Source organism: Oceanicola sp. 502str15, from assembly GCF_024105635.1.
Taxonomy (GTDB): domain Bacteria; phylum Pseudomonadota; class Alphaproteobacteria; order Rhodobacterales; family Rhodobacteraceae; genus Vannielia.
In genome coordinates this window covers 3,121,916-3,139,325 of record NZ_WYDQ01000001.1, presented here as the reverse complement: position 1 = coordinate 3,139,325, position 17,410 = coordinate 3,121,916, and the positions used below count along the sequence as shown (strand labels likewise).

Here is a 17,410-nt window from a genome sequence, read left to right as displayed (position 1 = left end):
CGAGAAAGCCAACGCCCCGGATCAAAAAATGATCCGGGGTTCGCCCTGCTGCGTAAGGGAGCTATGTTGATGGAAACGCACACCAGCGCCACGGCGGGCCGGCACCCGGTTCGGATGTTGCTCAAGGAAAGGCCAGAGGTGACTTCGCCCGCTCCGAACCCGTCTGCCCAGACCGTTTGGATGATCGCCGTTCGCGACCAGCGCGACCGGACGGCCTTTGCTGCGCTTTTCGACGACTTTGCCCCCAAGCTGAAAGGCTTCATCATCCGCAGCGGAACCTCTCCGGCGCAGGCCGAAGAGATCGTGCAGGAGGTGATGCTGACGGTCTGGCACAAGGCGGGGCTCTACGACCCATCCCGCGCGCCGGTCTCGGCCTGGATCTACCAGATCGCCCGCAACAGGCAGATCGACGTGATCCGCCGCGAGGGTCGCCCCCTGCCTGAAGATATCGCGCCCGCGCCGGAGCCCGATGGCAGCGCCATGCTGGCGGTGGAGCAGGAAGCCGGGGCGCTGAAGGAGGCGCTGGGGCGGCTGAAGCCCGCGCAGCGCGAGATTATCGAGAAGGCCTATATGGGCGATCTGACCCATCAGGAGATCAGCGAGCAGACCGGCCTTCCGCTTGGCACCATCAAGTCCCGCATCCGGCTGGGCCTTGAACGGTTGCGCCATGAATTGAAAGGCATCCGTTGAGATGAAGGACACCATAACTCATCACACCCCCGACGCCCTGCTGGCGGCCTACGCCGCGGGCAGCCTGCCGCACCCCTATGCGCTGGTGGTGGCCACGCATGTCTCGCTCTGCCTGGAATGCCGTGCCGCCTACGAGGCGCATCAGGCGCTGGGCGGCGTGGTGCTGGATGCCGGGCAATCCGCTCCGATCTCGGATGGTCTCAAGGCCGATGTTCTGGCGCTGATCGAGCTGCCAGACCCTGCACCTGCCCGCCCGCGACGCCTCGGCCCGCTGCCCGGCCCCGTTGTCGAGGCGCTGGGCGGCAAGCCGCCCAAGTGGTCTACGCTCGGCAAGGGCATCCGCCAGTGCATCGTGAGCGAGAGCAGGTCCGGCTCGGTCCGCCTGCTGTCGATCCCGCCGGGACAGGCGGTGCCCGATCACGGCCATAGGGGCATGGAGCTGACGCTCGTGCTTCAGGGCAGTTTCAGCGACGAAACCGGGCGTTTCGGTGTGGGTGACCTCGAGGTTGCGGACGAAGAGCTGGAGCACACGCCGGTTGCTGATGCCGGGGAGACCTGCATCTGCCTTGCAGCGACGGATGCGCCGCTGCGGTTCTCGGCCCTCGTGCCCCGGCTCCTGCAGCGTCTCTTCCGGATCTGAGGCGCTGCCGATCAGTCTCGGTGATTGCCCTGAATTGCGCATGAAGGGCAATTCGCGCGCGTCTAAACCTGCGAACTCAACCGCTGGGGATACCCTTGGCCCGGGTCAGTCGTTTTTGGGCTGCAATGCGGAACGGCGCGTTGGGGGCACCATAGCCGGCATATCCATCCTTGCGTTGCAGGATCTCGAAAAACAGCCCGCCCGCGAAAGCCCGGCTGTAGAGCTGGAAGAACTCCCCCGAGTCATCCGCGTCGTAGAGGATATTCGCCGCCTTCAGCCGGTCGAGCATCCCGGGGTTCAGCGTGAACCGGGTCGACAGGTCGGCGTAGTAGTTGGCCGGCATCGGCAGGGATTCGAAACCTTGTGCGCTCAGGGCTTCCGCGGTGGAAAAGATGTCATCCGTCGCCAGCGCCATGTGCTGAAGCGGAGCGCCGAAGGTATCTGACAGGAAGCGCCCGGCGAGCGTGCGGTGGCTATCGGCGCCGTTAAGGGTAATCCGAAGCGAGCCGTCGGGGGCGGTGACGGCCTGGCTCCGCACAAGGCCGTCGGGGTCGATCACGTCGACCATCGGGCTTTTGTGCATGTCGAAGAGCGTTCCGTAAAACAGGGTCCAGCTCAACATGTTGTCGTAGCTCATGGTCTGAGCGAGATGGTCGATCTTGGTCAGCCCGGCCCCTGCGCCCTGCGGTTCGAGGGCTTCGAATTCCACGTCCCAGACCTTTTCCAACCCGCTGCCTTCATCGAGAAAGTGCAGCAGGCTGCCGGAAAGGCCGCGGATTGCGGGAATCTCCAGCTCACCAGGTCCGATTGGTTGCGAAAAGGTTTCGGCCCCGAGCGCCGTTGCGCGGGCGATGGTGTCGGCGGCGGAGGCGACCTGCAGGCCGATGTCGCAGACGGTGGTGCCGCGCGCCGCCCAGGCGGAGGCCGCGTAGCCTTCGGTCTCTTCGTTCAGCACGATCCGGACATCGCCCTGCTGCCAGAGAGACACCGCCTTGTTGCGGTGTTGCGCGGCGTGGCTGAACCCGAGGGTGGAAAGTAGCTTGGCCAGTTCTCGGGCCTCGTCACCGCGCGTTGCGAACTCGATGAAACCCACGCCCTCGGTGCGGATCGGCGGGGGGAATGCCGGGAGATCAATCGCCAGCTCGGGCTCGACCCGGCGGGTTTCATCGGCAAGGGCCATGAGCGAGCGGTAGCCGTCACGGGCGATGGCCTTGGTGTTGCCGCCGCGAAACTGGTCGTTGAAGATCTCAAGGCTGATCGGGCCTGAATAGCCCGTGGCTGCCACCGCCCGCATGAAATCGGTCACGGCAAGATCGCCCTCGCCGGGCATGTTGCGAAAATGGCGGGACCAGTAGAGCAGATCCATCTCGATGGCAGGCGCATCGGCGAGCTGTACAAAGAAGATCCGGTCGCCCGGGATTGCGCGGATACTCTCCGGCGAAAGCTTGCGGCCGAGGGTGTGAAAGCTGTCGAGGATGAGGCCGATGTTGGGGTGGTCGGCGCGGCGGACGATCTCCCATGCATCGCGATGGTCATTTACATGGCGGCCCCAGGCCAGGGCTTCGTAGCCAACCCGGATGCCCCGCGCCGCCGCCCGCTCCCCCAACTCGACGAAATCCGCGGCCGCACGGTCTATCCCGCCCAGCGCCTCGGGGTGGCTGGAGGAGCAGAACAGCACGAGGTCGGTGCCCAGTTCCTGCATCACGTCAAACTTGCGCTCGGCCCGGTCGAAGGCCTTGGCCCGATACGGCTCGGGCAGCCCCTCAAAGTCGCGGAAAGGCTGAAACAGCACGATCTCCAGCCCGTGGTCGCGCACCATCCGGCCCACGTCGCGCGGGCTGCCCTCGTCAGCGATGAAGTCCTGCTCGAAAATCTCGATTCCGTCGAAACCGGCTGCGGCAATGGCTTCCAGCTTCTCGCGCAGATTGCCGGAGATCGAGACAGTGGCGATGGAGGTTTTCACAGGCGGTGCACTTTCTGGCCGGTTGGTCGAAGGGAAGCGCCATGCGCAGGCGCGGGTTCATTCATGCAGCGGGAAGGGGGATAACATCCACGCTATGGCTTGTCTCCTGCTCACCCGATGTTCGGATCACGCCCTTGACGGGTGCCACATCGCCATAATCGCGGCCCACTGCAACGGTGATATGGTCCATTCCGGCGGCAATGTTGTTGGTCGGGTCGAACTCGACCCAGCCCACCTCGGCACCGCACCAGGCCCGCACCCATGCATGCATGGCATCCGCGCCTTCCAGCCGCTCCTCACCCTCGGGCGGGATGGTGCGCAGAAACCCCGAGACATATCCGGCCGGAATGCCGAGCGAGCGCAGGCAGGCGATCATGATATGCGAAAAATCCTGGCACACACCGTTGCGGGCCGCAAAGGCCTCGGCGGCCGGCGTGTCGACCTCGGTGGCCTCCGGATCAAAGGTCATTTCATCGTGCAGCGCCCGCCCGACAGCGCGCATGGCGTCGAGCACCGGCATGTCGGGTGTGACGAGGGCGGCGGCAAAGCTGGCCATCTCGGGGTTGGGCCAAACCCGGGGGCTGGGGCCGATGAAGTGGTGCGGAGCGGAGCCGTCGATGCGGCGCTCTTCGGTGATCTCGCGCGGCAGGGCCGAGAGCGGCGGCGAAATTTCCAAGCCAGGCGGTTGCAACAGCCGCTCTGCCCGCGCGGCCAGCGTCAGCGAAATTTGCTCTACCGGCTCGTGGAAGGCGATGAAGGTCATCAGGTTGCCGTAGAAGTCGAACAGGTCGCGCCGTTCGGGAGGCACCGGGTCCACGGTCAGCAGGCTGGCCGAAATGCGCTGCCGGTCGGGAATTTCGGCGGGCAGCAGGTGCAGCAGGTTTCGGGCGTGGTCCGACGAGCCCTGATATTCATACTCGATCTTGAGCTTCACGTCGTAGCGCAACAGATCACCTCAGATAGAGCGTTGAAAGCAGGTTGGAGAGATTGGCCAGATCGCGCCGCAGCGCGCGGATGGCCTTGGTGCTCAGCGCCCCGGGGTCGATCGTTTTCAGCCGGGTTTCGATCGGCATCACGGCCCGGGTGAGCGCAGAGGGCCGCCCGGGCGCGGCATTGCCCGGCAACATGCTCGAAAGCTCGTGCATCTCGACCAATTGGAAGACAACCGCGCGCGGGTTGTTCGGGTCGAGCGCAAGAAGGTCGACAACCGAGCCACGGCTGGCTTCGATCGGGTAGCGCTGGCGGTGGGTCATCAGCGCGTCGCCCAGTTCCAGCGCGATATCGAGGCTGCCCTGCGGCTGATCGGCGTCACAGAAGGTGGCAAGGATGGACGAGAGCGCGTCGGCCCGCTCCAGCGCCCGCCCGAAGGCCAGAAAGCGCCAGCCGATGGAGCGATACATGTTTTCCTGCACGAGGCCCGAAAAGCCCGTGACCTTGCGGAGGAGCACGCCCATTTCATGGGCTGCGCCATCGCCGGCGCGGGTGGAGCCGCAAATGGCAGAGAGCGTTTGCGCGAGGTCGGAAAGCGCGTTCCACCCGTCGATCGAAAACCGGTCACGCACCTTGCCGGCGCAGTTGCGAGCCGAGCCGAGCAGATCGTTCAGCGCCTTGGGCACGGGGGCCGTGATGTCGATCGCGAGCGCCTCCATGAACTTGGCAAGCTCGAGAAGGCGCGGATCCTTGCGGTCGCCGGTTTCGGCAAGGCGCAGGTGGTAGGCTCTCAACAGCCGCACCGCGCCTTCGAACCGCTCGACGTAGCGCCCGAGCCAGAACAGGTTTTCGGCCGCGCGCGCCGGGAGCGCGCCGCTGCGAGGCGAAAGCGACTCGCTGGCGCCCAGCATCGACTCGGCGGCCACCGGCGCATCGCCCATGATCCAGACGTCGGCCACCGTGCCGCCGCGCTGCATGGCCAGTGCCGACAGGTCGTTGGACGCGCCGATGCGGGCATATCCGCCGGGCATGAAGGTCCAGCCCGAGGGGGTGCGGGCCGCGGTGACCCGCACCGTCATCGGACGCGGCACGAGGCGGCCGTTCTCCCATGCGGGAGTCGTCGAGAGGGTGACGAGTTCCTGCGCCACGAGGTTGCCGCCCTCCGCCTCGATCCAGGCGTCGATCGAGGGCTGGGCACTTTCGCGAAACTCGCCGCCCGGCGCGGTGGTGGCCCCCATCTCGAAGGGCAGATCGGAGGCAAGTGCGTGGCCGATCATCATCTCGGAGGTGTTCTTGCGCACGTGTTCGCGCTCGCTTTCGGTGCCGCACCACCACGTGGCGATGTTGGGCAGCTTGAGCGACTGCCCCTTGAGCACCTCGGAGATGCGCGGCAGGAATGCCTCCAGCGCCCGCATCTCGAGCACCCCGGCACCCAGCGCGTTGACCATCGAGAGCGTGCCGAGCCGGAGCGCCTGCACCAGCCCCGGTGTGCCGAGGTAGGAGCTTTCATCCAGCTCCAGCGGGTCGGCAAACTCGCTGTCGAGCCGGCGCCAGAGCGCGCCGAGGGGCTCCAGCCCTTCAACCGTGCGCACCTTGAGCTGACCGTCATGAACGATCATGTCCTCGCCTTCGAGCAGCGCCATACCGAGGTAGCGGGCGATGTAGGTGTGCTCGAAGTAGGTGTCGTTGCCCGGGCCGGGCGTGAGGATTGCCGCGCGGCGCCCCGCGGCCCCCGCCTGCCCGTCGAGTGCCGCCCGGAAGGCCCGGAAGAACCCGGCCAGCCGGTGGATGTTGGCGCGGGGAAACGGATCCTGAAAGATGCGCGAGGTGGCCATCCGGTTCTCGAGCGCGAAGCCGGCACCGGAGGGCGCCTGGGTCCGATCCCCCAGCACGAACCACGTGCCGTCGGGGTTGCGCGAGATCTCGAAGGCCACAAGGTGCAGGAAATGCCCGGAGGCCGGCGTGATGCCGACCATCGAGCGCAGCCAGCGCGGGTTACGCGCTACCAGCTCGGCGGGCAGGTGGCCGCCGCGCACCAGTTCGGCGGGGCCGTAGAGATCGGCCATGACATGCTCAAGCAGGTCCGCGCGCTGGGCGAGGCCGTCGCAGATCGAGAACCACTCCTTCTCGTGGATTATCACGGGCACATGGCTGAACGGCCAGTCGCGCTCTGGGGCGGGATCGTTTGAATACTGCCGGAAGTACACCCCGGCATCGCGCAGGTAGTTGGTGCCCCGCGAAAAGAGATCCTCGATCTCGTCCTTCGGGAGCCGTCCGAGGGCAGAGATGAAGTTGTGCCAGACAGGGCGCATCTGCCCCTTGCCGTCAATCAGCTCGTCAGCCGTTCCGGGCCTTGGGGCATAGCCATCTAGCAGGGGAAGCTGCCTTTGGGCCCGGAGAGCATTGGGTTCATTCAAGCGTCAAGCCTCGGATCGCGCCGCAGATCGAGCGTGCAGGGAAACTCGGGGTGCGGCCGCTCGGGGGCGGGGCGGTAGGACCCCGGAGTATGGCCGTAGGGCTCAAACCGCGCCAGACGACGCGCCTCGGCCTCGTTGCCATTGACCGGGAAGGTCTCGTAATTGCGCCCGCCGGGATGGGCCACGTGATAGGTGCAGCCCCCGATCGGGCGGCCGGTCCAGTCATCATAGATGTCAAAACTGAGCGGGGTGTTAACAGGCAGCACCGGATGCAGCGCCTCGGCGGGCTGCCAGGCCTTGAAGCGCACGGCGCCAACCTGCGTGCCCGACACATTGCCGGCAGACAGCGGCACCGGGCGCTGGTTGACCATGACCCGGTAGCGGCCCTGATGCTGGGTCGTCAGCTTGACCTGAAGCCGCTCCACCGAACTGTCGGTATAGCGCACCGTGCCGCCGATGGCGCCGGTTTCGCCGAGCACATGCCATGCCTCCAATGCCTGCCGCACCTCGAGGTGCACGCCTTCCACCTCGATCTGCCCGCAGAACGGAAAGCGGAACTCGGCCTGCGCTTCGTACCATGTGGGGTCGAACTCGTAGCCATGCTGCGCGAGGTCTTCGAGCAGCTTGAGGAAGTCGGCCCAGAGGAACTCTGGCATCATGTAACGGTCGTGGAGCACCGTGCCCCAACGCACCGGCTTGCCCTGCACCGGCGCCTTCCAGCACCGGGCGATGATGGCGCGGATCAGCAATTGCTGCGCGAGGTTCATCCGGGGATGGGGCGGCATCTCGAAGCCGCGGAACTCGATCAGGCCAAGTCGCCCCGTTGGCCCATCGGGCGAGAACAGCTTGTCGATGCAGATCTCGGCGCGGTGGGTGTTGCCTGTCACGTCGGTCAGCATGTTGCGGAACAGACGGTCTACCAGCCATGGCGGGGGCATCTCGCCCTCGCCGGGAGCGGGCACCTGCGCCAACGCCATCTCCAGCTCGTAGAGCGTGTCGTGCCGGGCCTCGTCGATCCGGGGCGCCTGGGAGGTGGGGCCGATGAAGAGGCCGGAGAACAGGTAGCTGAGCGAGGGATGGCGCTGCCAGATCAGGATCAGCGATTTCAGCAGATCGGGGCGGCGCAGGAAGGGGCTGTCGTTCGGGGTGGCCCCGCCGACCACAACATGGTTGCCGCCGCCGGTGCCGGTATGGCGCCCGTCGATCATGAACTTGTCGGCCCCGAGGCGGCAATTGCGCGCCTCCTCGTAGATCGCCTCGGTCGTCGCCACGCAATCCTGCCAGTCGTAAGCCGGGTGGATGTTGACCTCGATCACGCCGGGATCGGGCGCGACGCGGATCACGTTGATGCGCGGGTCATGGGGTGGGGCGTAGCCTTCGATATGGATCGGCAGGCCCATGTCCTTGGCGGTTTCTTCGGCAGCGGTGAGCAGATCGAGGTAATCTTCGGCATCCTCGACCGGCGGCATGAACACGCAGAGCCGGCCATCGCGCGGCTCGACCGAGATCGCCGTGCGCACGGCGCCGCCGATGGTCAGCTCCTGCTCGACGATGTCCTGCGTCGGGCCGGTGGCCTTGGGCGCCGACACCGGCTGAACCCGCTCCTCGGCGCTTTCGGGCAGGTCATCCCCGGCCTCGGCGTGATAATCGGGCAGCGGGCCGCGCGGCACGCTGGGGTCGGTGACGTAGGTGTAGGGAAACTGGCTCGGCGGCACGTAGGGCAGGGTGCCCAGCGGAAGGCGGTAGCCCACGGCGCTGTCGCCCGGCACGAGGAAGACCTTGCCGCGCCGCAGTTTCCACTTTTCCGAGCGCCACTTGTGGCCCGACGCCTTGGATTGCCAGCGCTGCACCGGCAGTACGTGGCCCGCCGCCTCGGTCAGCCCGCGCTCGAACACCTTGGCGATCCGGGCGCGTTCCTCGGGGTCTTTCAGCTTGGAGTTCTCGGGGGTCACGTTCTCGGGGAGGTTGCCCTCCTTGATGATCCACTCCGCCGGGTCTTCGTAGGCGGGGGCGACATAATCGGCCTCGAGCCCGAGGCGGCCCGCCATGCCCTCCAGAAACTGCTGCGAATGCTCGGCGGTGGCGCCGGTGTCCTGCTTTTCGCCTGCGATCAGGGCATCATCGGACCAGATCGGCTTTTCGTCGCGCCGCCAGTAGAGCGAGAAGGTCCAGCGCGGCAGGGTCTCGCCGGGATACCATTTGCCCTGTCCGTAGTGCAGGAAGCCGCCGGGGGCGAAACGGTCGCGGAGGCGGCGGATCAGCTGATCGGCCAGTGCGCGTTTCTCGGGGCCGACGGCGGCGGTGTTCCACTCTTCGCCCTCGAAATCGTCGATCGAGACAAAGGTCGGCTCGCCGCCCATGGTGAGGCGGGCATCTGCGGCCTTCAGGTCTTCATCGACCTTGTTGCCAAGGGTGTTGAGCCGGGTCCAGGACTCGTCGGAGAAGGGCTTGGTGATGCGTGGGTGCTCGGCCACGCGATCGACCTTCATGTCGAAGGCAAACTCGACCTCGGGCGTGCCTGCGGCGGTGAAGCCACCGCTGATTGGCGAGGCGTTGCGGTAGTGCGGGGTGGCGGCCAGCGGAATGTGGCTTTCACCCGTCAGCAGGCCGGAGGTGGGATCGAGCCCGATCCAGCCGGCGCCGGGGATATAGACCTCGACCCAGGCGTGCAGGTCGGTGAAGTCGACCTCGGTGCCGGAGGGACCGTCGAGCGCCTTCACATCGGGCTTGAGCTGGATCAGGTAGCCCGAGACGAAGCGGGCGGCAAAGCCGAGGTGGCGCAGGCATTGGACCAGCAGCCACGAGCTGTCACGGCAGGAGCCGGATTTGACGGTGAGGGTCTCTTCCGGGGTCTGCACGCCCGGCTCCATGCGGATGGTGTAATCGACCACGCTGGAAATATGGGCGTTGAGCGCGACCAGAAAGTCGACCGTGCCGTCGGTGCCAAAGTCGAACGCGCCGATGAACTGCGCAAGCTTTGGGCCGGCGGGCTCGGGGCGGCGGTAGATGGAGAGGTCTTCGCTCAGGTCTTCGGGGTAGTCGAAGGGCCATTTCTCGGCACTCTCTTCGACGAAGAAGTCGAACGGATTGTAGACGGTCATATCGGCCGTCAGATCCACCTCGATCTTCAGCTCGGTGACCGGCTCGGGAAACACGAAGCGCGACAGCCAGTTGCCGTAGGGGTCTTGCTGGTGGTTCACGAAGTGCCCGGCGGGCGAAATCTTGAGGCTGTGCGAGAGCACCCGGGTGCGCGAGTGCGGCGCCGGGCGCAGGCGGATGATCTGCGGGGCAAGAGTGACAGGTCGGTCATACTTGTAGTGCGTCAGATGGTAGATGCTTGCGAGTATGGCCATGCCGGTTTGTGTGCTCTTGCTTTGTTTCGAACACACAATTTATGCCGCATCTGCCGATGGATGCATAGCAGGCAATCCGGCGACAGCGCGTTTCAGCCCTGCGCTGCGCCCCTCTGCATCATGCAGGCCGGGAAAGGCTCCGGCCTGCACAAGGAAGCGGCGTTCAGAGAGCCTCGGCGTCGAGGCCGACGGTGATGGCCCCGATCGGCTCGCCGGTGGCCGGGTCGCTGATCGTCATGGAAACCTGGCCCTGATAGGTGTCGGAGCTTTCATCGAACTCGACCTCGTCGACGAAAGTGGCGCCTGCTCCGGCGGCATAGGTCTTGGCGTGCTTGTCCTCGTCGCCCTGCCACATGTCGGAGGTCACGGCGGAGGCGGCGACGTTGAGGCCGTGGCTGTCCATCACGAAGACTTCACTGATGAGACCCCCGGAGGCGGCAACCTGGGTGCGCAGGAAGTCGGCGGCGGCGTTGTGCATCACCGGGTCGATGGTGGGGCCTGCGCCGCCGTCGGCCTCGGCGCGCCAGGCCTGATCCATGGCGTCGATGTCGGCCTGGGTGAAGGCGGCGCGCTCGGCATTGGCGGCCTTGATCGCGGCAACGAGCACATCGCTGGAAGCCCAGGTGGCGACGGAGGCAGAGAGATAATCGGTCATCGCGGCGTGATAGTCCTGCGCGGCGGCGGGCAGGGCGAGGGCGGCGAAGGCGGCGGCGAGGGCGGTGCTTTTGAACATGGGAACTCCGGGGTTTTGCGGTCTGCGCAATCGACGAGCGGCGACATTCGACGCGCCGCCATGGGTGCGCAGGCTAGCCGGAATCTCTTAAGGGTCGGTTTCGGGCAGAGCGGCGGGCCCTGCCATTTGCCTAAAACCTTAACCAAACCCTTCCCGTGCACCCGCAGCCTCACAACCGGGCAGCAACGGGCGCAACTGCTCAATTATTGAGCGAAACCCCGCCGCGTGCTACTCCTGATCGGGCGGCAATTCACCTTGACCGCGCGGCGTGCCTATCTCGGGGCCGCTCAACACCTGAAACGGAGGACTTCACCCGTGTTCTTTCGCACCCTTCTCGGCACTGGCGCCATCCTGGCCGCCGCCCTGACCACCCCCGGCGATGCCCGTGCCGAAAGCCACGCCATGGCCGTGCCCTTTGCGCTGGACTGGAAGTTTGAAGGCCCCTCGGCCCCCTACTTCGCCGCCATCGACAACGGCCACTTCGAAGGCGCGGGTCTCTCCGTGGAGATCACCGCAGGCTCCGGCTCGCTCGACGCGATCCCGAAAGTGGCCACCGGCGCCTTTCCCGTGGGCTTTGCCGACATCAACTCGCTCATCAAGTTCCTCGACCAGAACCCCGGCGCCCCTGTCACCGCGGTGATGATGATCTACGACAAGCCGCCCTTCGCCGTGATCGGCCGTAAGTCGCTGGGCGTCAGCGAGCCGAAGGACCTAGAGGGCAAGGTGCTGGGTGCACCGCCCCCCGATGGCGCCTGGGCGCAGTTCCCGATCTTTGCCGCCGAGAACGGGCTCGACATGAGCACGATCACGGTGGAGCCTGTGGGCTTTCCGACCCGGGAGCCGATGCTGGCCGAGGGCAACGTGGCCTCGATCACCGGCTTCAACTTCAGCTCCTATCTCAACCTCGTGCGCCTTGGCGTTCCGGAGGACGATATCTCGACAATCTTAATGGCTGATTACGGGGTGGACCTTTACGGGAATGCGATCATCGTCAACACCGAGTGGGCCGCCGAGAATGGCGATACGCTGAAGGCCTTTCTGGCCGCCATCGCTGCGGGCTGGAAAGACGCGATTGCCGATCCGGCGGCGGCCACCGCCAGCCTGATGGAGCGCAACCCGGCCGCCGATGCGGAGCTGGAGGAGCGCCGGTTGCAGATGTCGATCGATGCCAACGTGCTGACCGACTACGCCATGGAAAGCGGCTTTGGCACCATCGACGAGGACCGTCTGGCCAGCTCGGTGGAGCAGATCAAAAGCACCTACGAGTTCGTCAACGAGCCCGATGTTTCGGCCTATTTCACCGAAGAATATCTGCCCGAAGGTGGGTTTGCGCTGAAGTGATTGGTGGGTTCCACCCACCCTGCGGGGGCGGCACTGGTCGCCCCCTTTTGGGGCAAACGGCATGACGAACCTCATTGAAATCAAGGGCGTGCGCCACGCCTACCAGACGCCGAGCGGACCCCTTCCGGTGCTCGACGGGCTTGATGTTTCTGTCCCGGAGGGCGGCTTTGTGGCCGTTGTCGGCCCCTCGGGCTGCGGCAAGTCCACGCTGACACGGCTGGTGGCCGGGCTGATGAAGCCCGATGAGGGCGAGGTCTGGCTGCACGGAGAGCGCGTGAAGGGGCCGCGTGCGACGGTGGGCATGGCGTTTCAGAATCCGGTGCTGCTGGAGTGGCGGACGATCCTGAAGAACGTGATGCTGCCGCTGGAGATCGTGCCCACGAAGATGGGGCGCAAGGAGCAGGAGGAGCGGGCGCGTTACCTGCTGCACTTGGTCGGGCTGGAAGGCTTTGAAGACAAGCGGCCAAGCGAGCTTTCGGGCGGGATGCGGCAGCGGGCCAGCCTGTGCCGGGCCCTTGTGCACAAGCCCGAAGTGCTCATTCTGGACGAGCCTTTCGGGGCGCTGGATGCCTTTACCCGCGAAGACCTGTGGCAGACCATGCAGAAGGTGAAACAGGCCGAGCCGTTCACCGGCGTTCTGATCACCCACGACCTGCGCGAAAGCATCTACCTGGCCGATCAGGTCGTGGTGCTTTCGGGGCGTCCGGCGCGGACGCAATATGTGCTGGATGTGCCCGCGAGAGGCCATGACATCGAGCAGCTCTATACCAAGGAAGCGGCGGATATGCTGGCGATCCTGCGCCACCAGATCGAGGTGGCACAGGGCCGTGCGCCGGCCGAGGAGGGCGCGGCATGAACCCGAAACTGCGCAAGGTGGCGGTGCCGATCGCTGCGGTGATCGTGTTCCTCCTGCTCTGGGAATTCCTTGTTTGGGCAATGGGTTGGCCGAACTACAAGATGGCTTCGCCGTCGGACCTTGTGCCCGCTTACTCGCGCTATTGGGAGCTGTTCATCGTGATGGGATGGCAGACGCTCTGGCGGACGCTGGTGGGGCTGATCCTGGCGATCATCGTGGGCGTGGCGATTGGCATGGTGATGGGCTTTTCGCGCACCATGCGGGAGGCGCTTTACCCGTTGCTGGTGGGCTTCAACGCGATCCCCAAGGCGACCGTCGTTCCCATTGTGGCGCTGATGTTCGTTGGGGCGCATGACTTCAACACGGTGCTCATGGCCTTCATGATCTCGTTCTTTCCGATCGCGGTTTCGATCAGCATTGGCCTCTCGACGCTGGAGCCGGAATATCGTGATATTCTAAGGGCTTTGGGGGCCTCGCAGAGCACGATCTTCTGGAAGATCGCGCTGCCCAAGACGCTGCCGGAGTTCTTTGGGGCGCTGAAAGTGGCCGTCACCCTGGCCTTCATCGGGACCAACCTGATGGAGATCGTCAGCCCGCATGGGCGGGGGCTTGGGGCGTTGTTCGACAGTGGCAAGACCAACTCGGATTACCCGCTGATGTTTGCGGTTCTGATCGCCCTCGCGGCGCTCGGAATCCTGCTTTATTACATCGTGGTCTGGCTCGAGAGCATCTTTGCCGGATGGGCGGAGCGCACGCCGGGGTAGGAAAGCGGCGTTAACCCCGAAAAACGGGAGTCACATCCCGTGCACAACCCGTACACAACCTGTGCATACATCAAATGACATAGCGTGCGTTAATCTACGCGGCGCACGGTGAGCGGCGGGCGCGGTTCAGCCGGCCATGAACCTTTGCATCATGACCGCCTCCTGACCCTCCATCAGCGCGCGCGCGGTCTTCATGTGCTCGGCCATGATCGCGCGGGCCTCTTCGGACTTGCCGTCGCGGAGGGCGTCGACGAGGCGGATCTGGAACTCGCGGCCCTTCTTCCAGAGCTCGATGTTGGGCGGCGCGTAGAGCTCGCGGTAGACCGTGAGGTCGGAGAGCAGGACGACCATGAAGTCGATGGTGAAGCTCAGCAGCGGGTTGCGCGACTGGCGGGCGAGGAGGGCGTGGAACTGGAGCGAGGTGACATGCTGCTCGCGCTCCTCCTCGATGGTGCGGGAGGGCTCGGCGTAGCTGTCGATCACCGATCTCAGCTCGGCCAGAACCGCGCCCGAAAGCTTGCCGGCGAGGGTGGCGACCAGCTCGGGCTCCAGCACCTGCCGGAGCTGGTAGATGTCGGCGATGGTGAGATCCTTGAAGTAGAAGTAGTTGCCCAGCAGCGCCCGCGCCCGCTCGCGGCTGACGGAGTGGACGAAGACGCCGCCGCCGGGGCCGGTGCGGGTGCGGACGAGGCCTTGGGCCTCGAGGATGCGCATGGCCTCGCGGATGGTGCCCTTGGCCATGCCGAAACGTTCGATCAACTCCGCCTCGGCGGGGAGCCGGTCGCCCGCCTTGAGGCCGTGTTCGACAACCCAGGACTTGATGGCCTCGGCCACCTGGACCGGGCGGCTCATGCGGTGGTTTTCAGAGCGGGTGGAAACAGGCGGCAAGATGATCATCTCCCATGGCCACCAGCGGCGGCTCTTCAATGCGGCATTCGTCGGTCACGCGCGGGCAGCGGCCCGCGAAGGGGCAGCCCGGGGGCGGGTTGAGCGGGTCCGGCAGCTCGGCGGCGGCGGATTCGGGGGCGGTGAGCGGGCGGCCCACGACGGGGGCGGAGTTGGCGAGGAGCTTGGTATAGGGGTGTTTGGGCGCGCGGAAGACATCTTCGGCGCGGCCGATTTCGACCACGGCGCCGAAGTAGAGCACCATGATCCGGTCAGACACCGCCTCGACCACGGCGAGATCGTGGGAGATGAAGAGGTAGGTCAGCCCGAACTCGGCCTTGAGCCCGGCCATGAGGTTGAGCACCTGCGCCTGCACCGACACATCGAGCGCCGAGACCGGCTCGTCGAGGATGATGATTTCGGGCGACGCCGCCAGCGCGCGGGCGATGCCGATGCGCTGGGCCTGACCGCCGGAGAACTCGTGCGGATAGCGTTCGAGGAACTCCTCGCGCAGGTTCACCGAGGCGAAGATTTCCGAGATGCGGGCGTCGCGCCGGGGCTTGTCCATGCCGTGCAGGAGCTTGAGGGGGGCCTCCATGATCTGGCGGATCGTTTTGCGCGGGTTGAGCGAGGAGATCGGGTCTTGGAACATGTACTGGATCAGGCGGCCGAAGGCGGCGGGGTCGGCGTTGTCGAGCGCCTTGCCGGCGATTTGAATCGTCCCGGTGGTCGGCTCCAACAGGCCGACGAGCATGCGGGCGAAGGTGGATTTGCCGCAGCCGCTCTCTCCGACGATACCAAGGGTTTCGCCCTCGGGCACCTCGAAGGACACGGGGCGCACGGCGCGGACCCCGGCCTTGGGCTTGGAAAACAGGCCACCGCCGATGGGGAAGGTCTTGGAGAGGTTGTCGACCTTGAGGGCGAGCTTTGGGGCGGGGGCGCTATCGGACGGACTCATGCGAGGGTCTCCTCGGGGTATATGCAGCGGACGGCGCGGGGTGCGGTGCCCTCGAGCAGAATGTAACCTGTTTTACATTCTGGCGCGGCCTTGTGGCAGCGAGGCGCGAAATGGCAGCCGGGCGGCAGGTCGTTGACCACCGGGGGCAGGCCGGGGATGGCGGCCAGCTCGCGCCGCCCGCCGCCGAGTTCGGGCACGCAGGCGATGAGGCGCTTGGTGTAGGGGTGGGCGGGGGCGTCGAGCACCGATTGGGTTGGCCCCTCCTCGACGATCCGGCCCGCATACATCACCGCGACCCGGTCGCAGAGCTGGGCCACCACGCCGAAGTCGTGAGTGATGAAGATGATCGCCAGCCCGCGCTCGCGGCGCAGGTCGTTCAGCAGGGCGAGGATTTGCGCCTGCACGGTCACGTCCAGCGCGGTGGTGGGCTCGTCGGCGATGATGATGTCGGGCTCGTTGGCCAGCGACATGGCGATGCCGACGCGCTGGCGCATGCCGCCCGACATCTCGTGCGGGTAGTTGCCGAGGCGGGACTCGGGGTTGGGGATGCGGACCTGTTTCATCAGTTCCAGCGCCCGGGCGCGGGCCGCCGATCTGCTCACCCGGCTGTCGTGCACCCGGATCGCCTCGGCCAGCTGGTCGCCCACGGTGTAGAGCGGGTGCAGGGTGCTGAGGGGGTCCTGAAAGATATAGGCGATGCGGTTGCCGCGCACCGAGCGGAGCTGTTCGTAGCCGGTGGAGAGCAGATCCTGCCCGTCGAGCCGCACCGCGCCGCCGGTGATGACTCCGGGAGGCGAGGCGACGAGGCCGGTGACGGAGAGGGCGGTGACGCTCTTGCCCGAGCCGCTTTCGCCGATGATGCCGAGGCATTCGCCGGGTTTGACCGAGAGCGAGACCTTGCCGACCGCCTCATAGACGCGCTCGCCGACGTGAAACTGCGTTTCAAGCTCCTGAATGTCGAGCAGGGGGGCCTCGGCGCGGGCGGCGGGAAGGGCGCGGGACTTGGAGACCTGCGTGACCGGGAGGGGCCGGGAGAGGGCGCCGGAGCGCAGGCGCGGGTCGAGCGCGTCGCGAACGCCGTCGCCGAGCAGGTTCACCGACATGACGATCAGAAAGATCATCACGCCGGGGATGATGGAGGTGTGCGGATGGGTGGTGAAGGCGGCGCGGGCCTGTCCGAGCATGGAGCCGAGGTCGCTGTCGGGCGGCTGCGAGCCGAGGCCGAGGAAGGAGAGGCCCGCGGTTTCGAGGATCATCCAGCCGACGGTGGTGGACATGGCGATGACGATGACCGGCAGCACGTTGGGCAGCACCTCGGAGAGGATGATCCGGATGTGGCCCTTGCCTGCGAGGCGGGCGGCATCGACGAACTCGCGGTGCGAGAGGCCCACGGTGATGCCGCGGATGTTGCGGGCGAAGAAGGGGATGTTGACGGCGGCCACGGCGATCAGCGCGTTGATGAGGCCGGTGCCCAGTGCTGCGACGATGGCCAGCGCGAGGAGGATGTAGGGGAAGGCCATGAGCATGTCGATCAGGCGCATCAGGATGTTGTCGGTCCGTCCGCCGAAGTAGCCCGAGAGGATGCCGATGGCGGAGCCGAAGAAGGCGGCGAGGAAGGCGGCGATGGCGCCGACGGCGAGCGAGGTGCGGGTGCCGTAGAGCAGGCGGGAGAGCTGGTCGCGGCCCAGGTGGTCGGCGCCGAGGAGGTAGCCCTCGGAGAAGGGCTTGGCGAAGCGGTCGGCGGTGTTGGTGATGTTGGGGTCGGCCAGCGGCAGGATCGGCACGGCGAGGGCCAGCAGGAGGATGATGGAGAGCACGACGGCGCCCATGGCGGCGAGGCGGTTGCGGAAGAGGAGCTTGAGGAAGGCGGTCATGGGGAG

13 protein-coding genes are annotated in these 17,410 nt (G+C 66.1%); 5 read left to right on the top strand and 8 right to left on the bottom strand.

The window, feature by feature from the left end:
* Positions 1 to 114: 114 nt before the first annotated feature.
* Both GTH22_RS15445 and GTH22_RS15440 read left to right on the top strand, forming a co-directional pair.
* Positions 115 to 690: a sigma-70 family RNA polymerase sigma factor gene (locus GTH22_RS15445; protein WP_305884667.1), complete on the top strand. Its 576-nt coding sequence runs from the start codon at positions 115 to 117 to the stop codon at positions 688 to 690.
* A 1-nt stretch (position 691) separates the two neighbouring features.
* Entirely contained in the window at positions 692 to 1,330 is a 639-nt protein-coding gene (locus GTH22_RS15440; RefSeq protein WP_252946409.1) for a ChrR family anti-sigma-E factor, read from the top strand.
* Between the two features lie 76 nt (positions 1,331 to 1,406).
* On the opposite strand, the gene GTH22_RS15435 is transcribed toward GTH22_RS15440, so the two are convergent.
* The 5 genes from GTH22_RS15435 to GTH22_RS15415 all read right to left on the bottom strand — a co-directional run bounded on the left by GTH22_RS15435 (position 1,407) and on the right by GTH22_RS15415 (position 10,726).
* Complete coding sequence (locus GTH22_RS15435) at positions 1,407 to 3,293, bottom strand: TIM barrel protein (RefSeq protein WP_252946408.1); 1,887 nt, start codon at positions 3,291 to 3,293, stop codon at positions 1,407 to 1,409.
* Positions 3,294 to 3,354: 61 nt separating this feature from the next.
* Complete coding sequence (locus GTH22_RS15430; protein WP_252946407.1) at positions 3,355 to 4,239, bottom strand: transglutaminase family protein; 885 nt, start codon at positions 4,237 to 4,239, stop codon at positions 3,355 to 3,357.
* A gap of 4 nt (positions 4,240 to 4,243) precedes the next feature.
* Positions 4,244 to 6,535, bottom strand: a complete 2,292-nt coding sequence (locus GTH22_RS15425; RefSeq protein ID WP_252946406.1) for a circularly permuted type 2 ATP-grasp protein — start codon at positions 6,533 to 6,535, stop codon at positions 4,244 to 4,246.
* 101 nt (positions 6,536 to 6,636) lie between these two features.
* Positions 6,637 to 9,993: a DUF2126 domain-containing protein gene (locus tag GTH22_RS15420; RefSeq protein ID WP_252946405.1), complete on the bottom strand. Its 3,357-nt coding sequence runs from the start codon at positions 9,991 to 9,993 to the stop codon at positions 6,637 to 6,639.
* Between the two features lie 163 nt (positions 9,994 to 10,156).
* A complete protein-coding gene (locus GTH22_RS15415) occupies positions 10,157 to 10,726 on the bottom strand; it encodes a hypothetical protein (RefSeq protein WP_252946404.1) in 570 nt (189 codons plus the stop codon).
* A gap of 402 nt (positions 10,727 to 11,128) precedes the next feature.
* On the opposite strand from GTH22_RS15415, the gene GTH22_RS15410 reads away from it, so the two are divergent.
* The 3 genes from GTH22_RS15410 (at position 11,129) to GTH22_RS15400 (ending at position 13,687) form a co-directional block, all read left to right on the top strand.
* Positions 11,129 to 12,067 (top strand): ABC transporter substrate-binding protein, encoded by a 939-nt coding sequence (locus GTH22_RS15410; protein WP_252947653.1) that lies wholly within the window; start codon positions 11,129 to 11,131, stop codon positions 12,065 to 12,067.
* A 61-nt stretch (positions 12,068 to 12,128) separates the two neighbouring features.
* Positions 12,129 to 12,923, top strand: a complete 795-nt coding sequence (locus GTH22_RS15405) for an ABC transporter ATP-binding protein (protein ID WP_252946403.1) — start codon at positions 12,129 to 12,131, stop codon at positions 12,921 to 12,923.
* The gene (locus GTH22_RS15400) at positions 12,920 to 13,687 is read left to right on the top strand and encodes an ABC transporter permease (protein ID WP_252946402.1); all 768 of its coding nucleotides are present in this window, start codon (positions 12,920 to 12,922) and stop codon (positions 13,685 to 13,687) included. The genes GTH22_RS15405 and GTH22_RS15400 overlap by 4 nt, the downstream gene beginning before the upstream one ends.
* A 126-nt stretch (positions 13,688 to 13,813) precedes the next feature.
* Here the strand turns inward: GTH22_RS15400 and GTH22_RS15395 are convergent, their stop codons facing one another.
* Genes GTH22_RS15395 through GTH22_RS15385 form a run of 3 tightly spaced genes read right to left on the bottom strand, consistent with a single transcriptional unit; the run spans position 13,814 to position 17,404 of the window.
* On the bottom strand, positions 13,814 to 14,539 hold the full coding sequence (locus GTH22_RS15395) for a FadR/GntR family transcriptional regulator (protein ID WP_252946401.1): 726 nt from the start codon (positions 14,537 to 14,539) through the stop codon (positions 13,814 to 13,816).
* A 10-nt stretch (positions 14,540 to 14,549) separates the two neighbouring features.
* On the bottom strand, positions 14,550 to 15,530 hold the full coding sequence (locus GTH22_RS15390; RefSeq protein WP_252946400.1) for an ABC transporter ATP-binding protein: 981 nt from the start codon (positions 15,528 to 15,530) through the stop codon (positions 14,550 to 14,552).
* Entirely contained in the window at positions 15,527 to 17,404 is a 1,878-nt protein-coding gene (locus GTH22_RS15385) for a dipeptide/oligopeptide/nickel ABC transporter permease/ATP-binding protein (protein WP_252946399.1), read from the bottom strand. The genes GTH22_RS15390 and GTH22_RS15385 overlap by 4 nt, the downstream gene beginning before the upstream one ends.
* Positions 17,405 to 17,410 lie beyond the last annotated feature (6 nt).